12 protein-coding genes are annotated in these 8,786 nt (G+C 59.9%); 9 read left to right on the top strand and 3 right to left on the bottom strand.

The window, feature by feature from the left end:
* The coding region (locus J4G38_RS18460) for an ABC transporter ATP-binding protein (protein WP_226163545.1) at nt 1-1,752 on the bottom strand (1,752 nt) is incomplete at its 3' end.
* A 178-nt stretch (nt 1,753-1,930) separates the two neighbouring features.
* Between J4G38_RS18460 and J4G38_RS18455 the strand changes: the two genes are divergently transcribed.
* Nucleotides 1,931-2,722, top strand: coding sequence for an outer membrane beta-barrel protein (locus J4G38_RS18455; protein WP_210519864.1), 792 nt, complete (start codon nt 1,931-1,933; stop codon nt 2,720-2,722).
* Here the strand turns inward: J4G38_RS18455 and J4G38_RS18450 are convergent.
* Nucleotides 2,692-2,913 (bottom strand): hypothetical protein, encoded by a 222-nt coding sequence (locus tag J4G38_RS18450; protein ID WP_210519866.1) that lies wholly within the window; start codon nt 2,911-2,913, stop codon nt 2,692-2,694. The two genes, J4G38_RS18455 and J4G38_RS18450, sit on opposite strands and share 31 nt — an antisense overlap.
* 199 nt (nt 2,914-3,112) lie before the next feature.
* Between J4G38_RS18450 and J4G38_RS18445 the strand changes: the two genes are divergently transcribed.
* From J4G38_RS18445 to J4G38_RS18425, 5 genes are all read left to right on the top strand, one after another.
* Nucleotides 3,113-3,538, top strand: a complete 426-nt coding sequence (locus J4G38_RS18445) for a hypothetical protein (RefSeq protein WP_210519867.1) — start codon at nt 3,113-3,115, stop codon at nt 3,536-3,538.
* Between the two features lie 55 nt (nt 3,539-3,593).
* Entirely contained in the window at nt 3,594-4,055 is a 462-nt protein-coding gene (locus tag J4G38_RS18440; protein ID WP_210519868.1) for a helix-turn-helix domain-containing protein, read from the top strand.
* The gene (locus J4G38_RS18435; RefSeq protein WP_210519869.1) at nt 4,048-4,638 is read left to right on the top strand and encodes a hypothetical protein; all 591 of its coding nucleotides are present in this window, start codon (nt 4,048-4,050) and stop codon (nt 4,636-4,638) included. The genes J4G38_RS18440 and J4G38_RS18435 overlap by 8 nt, the downstream gene beginning before the upstream one ends.
* A 247-nt stretch (nt 4,639-4,885) precedes the next feature.
* Nucleotides 4,886-5,467 carry a hypothetical protein gene (locus J4G38_RS18430; protein ID WP_210519870.1) on the top strand — a complete coding sequence of 194 codons (582 nt, stop codon included), beginning with the start codon at nt 4,886-4,888 and terminating at the stop codon, nt 5,465-5,467.
* A gap of 99 nt (nt 5,468-5,566) precedes the next feature.
* Nucleotides 5,567-5,986, top strand: coding sequence for a hypothetical protein (locus J4G38_RS18425; RefSeq protein WP_210519871.1), 420 nt, complete (start codon nt 5,567-5,569; stop codon nt 5,984-5,986).
* Between the two features lie 87 nt (nt 5,987-6,073).
* On the opposite strand, the gene J4G38_RS18420 is transcribed toward J4G38_RS18425, so the two are convergent.
* Entirely contained in the window at nt 6,074-6,682 is a 609-nt protein-coding gene (locus J4G38_RS18420; RefSeq protein ID WP_210519872.1) for a DUF1579 family protein, read from the bottom strand.
* 375 nt (nt 6,683-7,057) lie between these two features.
* Between J4G38_RS18420 and J4G38_RS18415 the strand changes: the two genes are divergently transcribed.
* The 3 genes from J4G38_RS18415 (at nt 7,058) to J4G38_RS18405 (ending at nt 8,482) form a co-directional block, all read left to right on the top strand.
* Nucleotides 7,058-7,234, top strand: a complete 177-nt coding sequence (locus J4G38_RS18415) for a DUF3606 domain-containing protein (protein ID WP_210519874.1) — start codon at nt 7,058-7,060, stop codon at nt 7,232-7,234.
* 123 nt (nt 7,235-7,357) lie between these two features.
* Nucleotides 7,358-7,741: an eCIS core domain-containing protein gene (locus J4G38_RS18410; protein ID WP_210519876.1), complete on the top strand. Its 384-nt coding sequence runs from the start codon at nt 7,358-7,360 to the stop codon at nt 7,739-7,741.
* Nucleotides 7,742-7,912: 171 nt separating this feature from the next.
* Nucleotides 7,913-8,482: a BLUF domain-containing protein gene (locus J4G38_RS18405; protein WP_210519878.1), complete on the top strand. Its 570-nt coding sequence runs from the start codon at nt 7,913-7,915 to the stop codon at nt 8,480-8,482.
* The last annotated feature ends 304 nt before the right edge of the window (nt 8,483-8,786 follow it).

The following is an 8,786-nucleotide window of genomic DNA, read 5'->3' as shown; positions in this document are numbered from 1 at the left end:
GGTGCTGAAGCGGTGGCTGATGAGCACGGCGGTTTTGCCCTGCGTCAGCTCCTTGAACCGCTCGAAGACTTCGAACTCGGCGCGGGCATCCAGGGCGGCCGTGGGCTCGTCGAGGATGAGCAGCTGGGCGTCGCGCATGTAGGCCCGGCCCAGGGCAATTTTCTGCCACTCGCCGCCGCTCAGGTCCACGCCGCCGTTGAAGCGGCGGCCAATCATCTGGTCGTAGCCGCCGGGCAGCTTGGCAATGACTGTATCGGCGAGGCTTTGCTGGGCGGCGGTGATGATGCGGGGCTGGTTCTGGCGCTCCTCGATGCGGCCCACGGCCAGGTTCTGGCCGGCCGGCAGCTGGAAGCGCACGAAATCCTGGAAGATGACGCCGATTTCCTGGCGCAGCTCGGCGGGGTCGTACTCGCGCAGGTCGTGGCCGTCGAGCAGGATGCGGCCCTCGGTGGGGTCGTAGAGGCGGGCCAGAAGCTTGACCAGCGTGGTTTTGCCCGCGCCGTTCTCGCCCACCAGGGCCAGCTTTTCGCCGGCTTCGAGGACGAAGCTCAGGTTGCGAATGGCCCATTTCCCGCCGTTCTTGTACTGGAAGCCCACGTTTTCGAACTCGAACCCCCGCCGGATGGGCCGGGGGAAGGGCCGCGCCGTTTCGCCCACCACTGCCTGCCGCACGATGCGGGGCTGTAGGGCAAAGAAGTCGAAGAAGTCCTGCAGGTACAGCGCGCCATCGGCCACGGAGCTGAAGCGGCTGAGGATGCCTTCGAGCAGGCTGCGCAGCCGGGCAAACGAGCCGGCCAGGAAGGTGAGCTGGCCCAGCGAAATCTGCCCGTACACGGTGCGGGTGATGATGTAGACGTAGGCGCCGTAGTAGCCAGCCGCGCCCACGGCGGCGAACAGCGTGCCCCAGCCGGCGCGGCGCAGCACGAGGCTTTTGTTCTGGCGGTAGAAGTCGTCGGACAGCACGCGGAAGCGGTCGATGAGGAAATTCGAGAGGCCGAAAATCTTCACTTCCTTGGCCGTTTCGTCGGAGGCGCCGGTCTGGCGGAGGTAGTCGAGCTCGCGGCGCTCGGGCGTCCAGGAATGCGAGAGGGAGTAGCTGCGCTCGTTGAAATGCGACTCGCCGAGGAAGGCCGGCACCACGGCCAGCAGCAGCAGGCCCAGCAGCCAGGGCTGGAAGGCCACAAGGCCGGCGGCCAGCAGCAGCAGGGTCACAAAATCCTGGCCCTGGGCCAGCACCTGGCTCATGAGCACGGTGCGGGAGAGGGTTTGGCGGCGGGCGCGCTCCAGCTTGTCGTAAAAGGTGCTGTCCTCGAACTGGTCCAAATCGAGCTCCGCCGCGTGGGCCATGAGGCGGATGGACGACTGGTTGGCAAACAGGTCGCCGAGCAGGGAATCGAGCAGGGCCACGCCCCGGCCCGAGGCATCGGCCAGCAGCACGAGGCCGAACTCCAGGGCCACGAGGGTGAACACGGGCACAAGCACCCGCTCAGGAGCCGGCAGCCGGGTGAGGGCCACTACGGCGTCAATAATCAGCTTGCCCACGTAGAGCGTGGCCAGCGGCAAAAAGGCCCGGAACAGACGCAACACAATGTTGGCCGAAGCCAGGGCCGGACTGGTGTGCCAGATGAGCTTCAGAAACGCCGGCAGGTGGCGCAGGGCCGATACCCGCTCGCGCACGCTCACGGCGGGCTTTTCGGGGCCGCGCGAGGCGCTGGGGTTCTTGGCGGAAATGGTTTTCAGGAATTCAAACATCGCCGGGGAGGTGGCAAGGTTGGGGCCGGGATTGGGGGGCGGCCGTTTTGGCAGGGGATGTGAAATAAGGCTATCTTGCGGTACCAGCACGCCGGGAGAACCGGGCCGCTCGCTTAGCGGCCGTTGCCGGCGGGGCTTCCTTTTCGATGCTCGTTACCCGTTCGATTTCACCCAATCTATGCGTTACGTCTTCTTCTCCCTGCTGGTGCCGGCCGGCCTGGCGCTCGCGGCCCCGGCTCGGGCCCAGGCCCGATTTAGCATGGGGCCGCAGGTGGGTGCGGTCGGCAGCTTCACTTCGTACTACGGCTACGGCAATTACACCGGCACCGGGCGGCCGTACCAGACCCGCTACCTGGCCGGCTTTGAGGCGGGCGTGGTGGGTGCGCTGAACCTGGGCCACGTCCAAGTACAGCCCGCCTTGCTTTTCGCGCAACGCGGCTTTCGCATAGCCGATGACTACATCACGTACTATTTCCACGCCACCACCAGCGTGCGCCAGCGCCTCAACTACCTCAGCCTACCTCTGAACCTGGCCTACACTTTCCGGGCAACCGGGCAGGGACTGCAGGTATTCGGCGGCCCTTACGTGAGCCTGCTGCTGGGGGGCACTTATGTGTATCACAACACTTACGTGGGCTACCGCCAGCCCGAGTACACCATTGATGGCACGCTGCCGGTAGCCGGCAGCCAACAATACGGTTCCTCATCGAACGACCCGGCCGAACCAAACCCGCCGCTGACTACCTATTATGCCCGGCGGCTGGACGCGGGCTTTCAGGTTGGCCTGGGATACCGTTTCGGCAACGGCCTGGTTCGGGCCGGCTACAGCCTGGGGCTGACCAACCCGGGCGTGGGCTCCGAAGTCGACCATGGCCAGAACGGCGTGTATACCACCAAGCCGTCCAGCTACCCCAATCAGGCTTTCCAGCTTTCGCTCGCCTATTTATTCTCGCTCCCCAGCGGCTCCTGAATCCACTGTAACTGCGATAGCCGCCGCGCCACGTGGTCCAGCGCCAAGCCGGGCCTGGTGAAAGTGAGCTTCAGAAACGCCGGCAGGTGGCGCAGGGCCAATGCCCGCTCGCGCATGCTCACGGCGGGCTTTTCGGGGCCGCACGAGGCGGTGGGGTTCTTGGCGGAAATGGTTTTCAGGAATTCAAACATTGCCGGGGAGGTGGCAAGGTTGGGGCCGGGAGGGAGAGGCGGCCGTTTTGGCAGGGGCATACCTGCCCTTATCTTGCTTAACATTTGGGCACTACATCGAAGCAAAGGAGTTACCACTATTCCTACCAATCATTCTACCCAATTCTACTAAGCAACCAAGTGAGCATCCTCACCGTTGTTTAGTTAGAACTAAACTTTTATGCCTAATTTCGCCTTAAGCAAACTGGATGGCCTCGACCAACTACCTCATGTCCGGATTCCAATCTATAAGCTCGAAACGAACGGTTATTGTGAGTATGATGCTTGGCGAGCTGAAATTCAGCAACAGGGAACCTATGATGATGAGTTAGACTCCCTCGACACACTCATCCTGTCTCATGCGCAAATGCTGCCTCTTTCACCAGGGAAATTTAAGGAGCTAAACACAAATGGTTCCGATACGATAAAGGACTATGAGTTTCGCACCAAGAATCTCCGGGTATATCTATTTAAGCTGCCGGGTGGTCCCGGACAAGCTGGCAAAGTCATTGTTATTGGTGGGCATAATGACAAAAAGCAACAAGCTAAAGCAATAGCGCGGATGCGCACTATCAAAAAGGAGTATTACAAGCAATTCAAGGAGTAGGTAGCGACGCGGCTTTTCTACTTTCATCCCCTCATCCTACTTTGACACTTTCCCCATGAAACCTTTTCCCGAACTTGCCAAAACCCGTGGCTATTGGCTTACTAAAATTCAAAACGAATTATACGCCTGCCTGGAACAATATCGTGAGAAAAACAAATGGACCCGCACCGAACTAGCAGCGCATTTAGGCTTCAGCAAAGGTTATCTCAGCCAGATTCTCAACGGCGAATTCGACCACAAGCTCTCCAAACTTATTGACCTTTCGCTCGCCGTAGGCGTAGCGCCAAACCTGCATTTACAGGACTTGGACACGTATGTTGAGGATTATTTAAGTGGGTATGATGGCTGCTTGCGCGCAGAAAAAGTGCACATCTCTTTTCACGTTCCAGCTTCCAGTCAATCTGCCAGAGTTGCGACAACTCCCTCTTATTTTGCTAACAGCGCAAAGCATCTGGTTGACCAAGATGTGTCAGCTTCCTACACTACTGCTCCGCAATTAACCGCTGCATATGCCTAACACCATTAACCTTGGGCTTGAACGAATACAGGATGTTCGGTTTGCTTATCATGAGCCCCAAAAAGACCTTGCTGAATCTGGAATAGACCTCAACTTCTCCATCACAAACCGCTTTGATATCTGGCCTAGTGAACACATGGTCATTATTACGGTAGAGGTTTCGATGGACCTGGAAATCGAAGGTGAACAACCCGCGACCAATAGCCGTCTATTGAATTACGAAACGGTTTTCTTTTTTAAAGTTGCCGGGGTGGATTTTACTTCTCAATTTGATGCCGATACAGGAGAAGAGTTTATCACGCTACCTACTCCAATTGCGGCCGCGCTTGCAGGCGCAGCTTACTCAACTTGCAGAGGTATCCTTTTTGCTCGTACCGCAGGCACCCAAGTGAGCCGGTACCTGATGCCAATGGCCAACACCCTCAAATTGATTGAGGGAATGGGCGATAAATTCCGCAGGGCACGACTAGAGGAGCAATCTGGAACGGTCCCGACTTTCCTGATGACACGTCAGGAGGTTGCAAATGGCGAATCATCAGAAAAGCCGGCTGATAGCAAACCTCGGAGAAAAGCTAGAAAATAGTCGTCGGTACTAGCGCTGACACATTTGTGTCACGCTACAAAATCATGGTACCGGTGGTTTCCTCCATGTGACCCCTCGAAGCCCCAGCCCCACCAGCGGCTGGGGCTTCTTCGTGTCACAGCCCACCGAACCACGGTTGCACCAACCTTGTACAAGAATTTTCTGAAATCAAAAAATACTTGTACAGGATAAATGACGTTGGTGTACAAGAATTTGCACAAAATCGAAAATTCTTGTACACCTCAGCATGGCTCGTCGCTCCCGTCCTTCAACTAACTTATTGGTGCGCCTGCGGGCGTGGTTTGGGCTCGACCAGGAAGCCCTGGCGCTTTATCTGGGGGCCAGCCCGGGACTGATTCGCTCGGTAGAAACCGGCCGGCGGGCCCTGACGGCCGACCTCTTCCTGGCCCTGCGGCCGCTGGTGCAGCACCTGGCCCCGGCCGAAGCAGCTGCTGCCCTCCCGCTGGCCGCGCTGCCGCCCGGCGCGCCCGCGCCCGATGCGGCGGAGCTGGACTTTCGGCGGTGGGTGTGTGAGCAGCAGGCGGCGAAGCTGGGGCGCGAGCTGGCCGCCATCGAGGGCCGGGCCCGCGTGGCGGCGCGCTGGGCGCAGGCCCTGCCCGCCCTGCTGCAAGCCGCCGCCGAAACCTACGCCACCCCCGACCCCGCTAACCCCGACCGGGGCGCCTGGCTGGCCGGCTGGCTGACGCGGCAGGCCCGCCCGCTGCCCCCGGAGGCCGTCACGCGCTGGCACTTGCTGCGGGCGCGGCGGGCGGCCCTCCTGGCGGAGGTGGCCGCGCTGGAAGGCGGCGGCGGATTGCCTCAAGCGTAGCAGTGGTAAAATATTAATTGAGGACGCATACTACCGGGGATAAGCTCGGCGTTGGATGGCAGTATTCAAATCCTTTAACCCTTCTTTTCCTGTTAAGTCATGGCTGTAAATTATGCTTCCCTCACCGACTGGGCCACGTGCGACACGGCCACTGCCGAAATCGACTTTAAGCTGCAGGTGTACACCACCCACGAGGTAGTGGACCAGCTGGCTGACAAGCGCAGCCAGCGCTCCAAAACCAGCACCTCGTCGGAGCTGGCCGCGGTGAATTCCAAAATCACGGCGGCCGACATTCTGCTGGCCACGGCCGGTATTGAGCCGGGCCTGGTCGAAAAAACCACCGACGAACGCGCCGCCCTGCTGGTGCGGCGCACCACGCTCACCAAGCGCGGCCGCAGCACCACCGGCCTCGATGAGTTTATGGGCGAGGTGGAAGGCGAGCAAGCCGATACGCAGGTGACGGCGCTTACCACCATCAAAAACGGCATCGTCGCGCACCGGGCCACACTGACGGCGTAAGGGCTGGTCACTTCCTTCAAAAACCCCCGACTGCTGGCGCAGTCGGGGGTTTCTTGTGCTTTTTTGCCAAGGCTGGGACCTCCGCTATCATCGGTTGCGGGTCCACTTCACGTTCAGGATTTTGAGTTCCTTATTGGTTTTGGCATCCGTGCGGTAGATTTCCAGCAGCTCGGTGTTTTCATCGATGAAGGTGTAAACTTCCTTCATATCGTTGGCCTGGCCCGCGTTGTTGAGCTGCTTGTAGCGCATGGTCGTGGATTTGGTGGCCGGGTCCCAGGGTCCTTCCATGGCCACGCCGTTGCCGCCGTCCTGAATCATGGCGCGGGTGAATATTTTTTTGTTGGCATCGTAGCCCGTCACCCGGACGCCTTTAATTTGCTGGCCGTTGATGTTGTAGATGATTTCCGAGAGCTGGAAGAGCCCGCCCATGGTCATGCTGTTGGTGAGCGTGGACGTGCTGGTGAGGGGCGGCGCCGTGGGCGAAAACGTCATGGTGGCCTGTCCCGTCCAGGCCCCGCTGGACCGCGCCAACAGCCGATGAAATTCGTCCGGAGGAGTGGCGGCTTGCTGCCCGGCTGCCGAGACAGCGGCAACGGCGGCTGCTTTAGCGGGATTGGACAATGCGCCGAGCTGTTGTGCTGGCGCAACGTGGAAGATTGCGCAGCTGCTAAGCACGGCGAGGAGTGTCGTTTTCATGGAGCGGGCTTGCTGGTGGAGGGATAAGAGAACGGTACCGGTGACTACTCTGAAACCAAACGGCCGAAATATACATCTTGCATTATATACCACAAGTTGCGGACTATCCCATTAGCCGCCAAGCGGCGGAATTTCTCCGGCGAAAGTGCCGCCGCTTGGCGGCCGAAAAAGATGCAGTAGGCGTTGTCGAAGTCCCCCGTTTTAGCTACTTGTCCTCACGCCCCAACCCATTGGTTTTTAAACTTGGGCTACCTTGCACCGTTTGGGCTGCGGCGCGGCGGCCGGCCCCGCTGCTCCCCTCGGTGATTCGCCCACGCGCCCCAGCGACTTTTAACCATTTCACTCCCCTATTCCAAGCCTTCCCCGCTTATCGCCATGGCCGTTAACCCCAAACTCCGCCCACCCGCCGACCCTTCCCGCATCAACGTGCAATCCAGTCTCGATGTGAATTACTGGTGCCAGACCCTGAACTGCACCGAAACCCGGCTGCGCAACGCCGTGCTGGCCGTCGGAACGCTGGCCACCGATGTACAGGCCTACCTCACCCGCTAATCCTGCCTTCCAGCCCTGGTAATCCGGCTCGTCGAGTCCGCAAACCTTCCCCGGCCCCACGTGCTGCCACCGCGCTTTCCAGCTTTCGCTCGCCTACCTGGTGGGTTCCTAAAGCTAGCCCACATGAAAAAACCTGCCCGCCCTGCTCCTACTGTGCTCCCAGCGCCGCCGAAACGCAACCCCACCGGCCTGCCCGACCAGCTAAAGGCCGGCGTGGAAAGCCTCTCGGGTCACTCCCTCGATGACGTGCGGGTGCATTATAACTCGGCCGGGCCCGCGCAGCTCCAGGCCGCTGCTTACGCGCAGGGCACCGATATTCACGTAGCCCCAGGGCAGGAAAAACACCTGCCGCACGAGGCCTGGCACGTCGTGCAGCAGCAGCAGGGCCGGGTGCGGGCCACCATCCAGCCAAAGGACGCCACCCTGCTAAACGATGCCCCAGCGCTGGAACAGGAAGCCGATAGAATGGGGAATGAGGCTGTATCTGTTGATAAAAACGACTGCTGAGCCCCCCAGCCCTCCGTTCCAATAAAGCTACCTGGCGGCTCCCATCCCGCACGCACCGCGGACGCCACGGGATAATCGAAACCCAAAACTGGTGGTCTTTTCCCCAGGAAATACGTACTTCACCGCATAAATTTCCAGGTAAATCGCGGCTGCCCTTTTCGTATAACCAGCATGCATGACACTTCCCTTTCTACCCAGGCTCAGAGACGGCGCGCCGTGGCGATGGTCGTTGCCCTCACTGCCGGCACCCATTTGGAACCCCTGCACTACGAGCGCCGGCTATTGGCCCGCTTCGAAGCCGGCGAGCTCACCCTTACTCAGGTGGACGAGCTAATGGCCACCAGTGTGCACCAAATCCTCTACCACAGCCGGGCCACCAGCCCCGTGGCGGATGCCGACCTGCAGCGTTTGCTGGAGTCGGCGCGTGCCCACAACGCCAAACAACACATCACGGGCTTGCTACTGTACAGCGACGGGTACTTTGTGCAGGTGCTGGAAGGCGAAGAATCGGCTGTCAATACCCTGTTTGCCCGGATTCAGCACGACCCCCGGCACCATGAGGTGGCCACGGTGCGGAGCGGCCCGGGCCCGCGTCGTTTCTCCGACTGGAGCATGGGTTTTGGGCACGTGGTTGAGGCCGACCTGCAGCAGGTGCTCACTGCCATTGAGGTGCAGTGGCCGTTCCGTGTGCCGCACGTGGACGACCCGCACCTGCTGGCGCTGCTGGACGCGTTTGCCTGATTCTATTTCGGGCACGCTCTGCTTGCGCCACCTGGCGGCCAGGAACTCACGGTGCCCGGTATCCGGCCCGTTTGCCGACCTTTGCGGTCCTCATGGCTACTTCTACTTCCCGTCCCTACACCATCGGCTTCTGGCTGAGAATTGGCAGAATTGGTTTGGTAACTTGAAAAGGCATATTTGTCCGGAAAGGTGGCAAAAAAGGTGGCACAGCAAAAAGGCCCTGCATTCTTGCAGGGCCTTTTTAACTTATAAAACCTATCCTTTAGCGTTGTCGGTCTGGGTCGACGTGGGGCTTGCCATTTTC

Source organism: Hymenobacter terricola (genome assembly GCF_017921975.2).
Classification (GTDB): Bacteria; Bacteroidota; Bacteroidia; order Cytophagales; family Hymenobacteraceae; genus Hymenobacter; species Hymenobacter terricola.
This window is presented reverse-complemented; position numbering and strand designations above follow the sequence as displayed.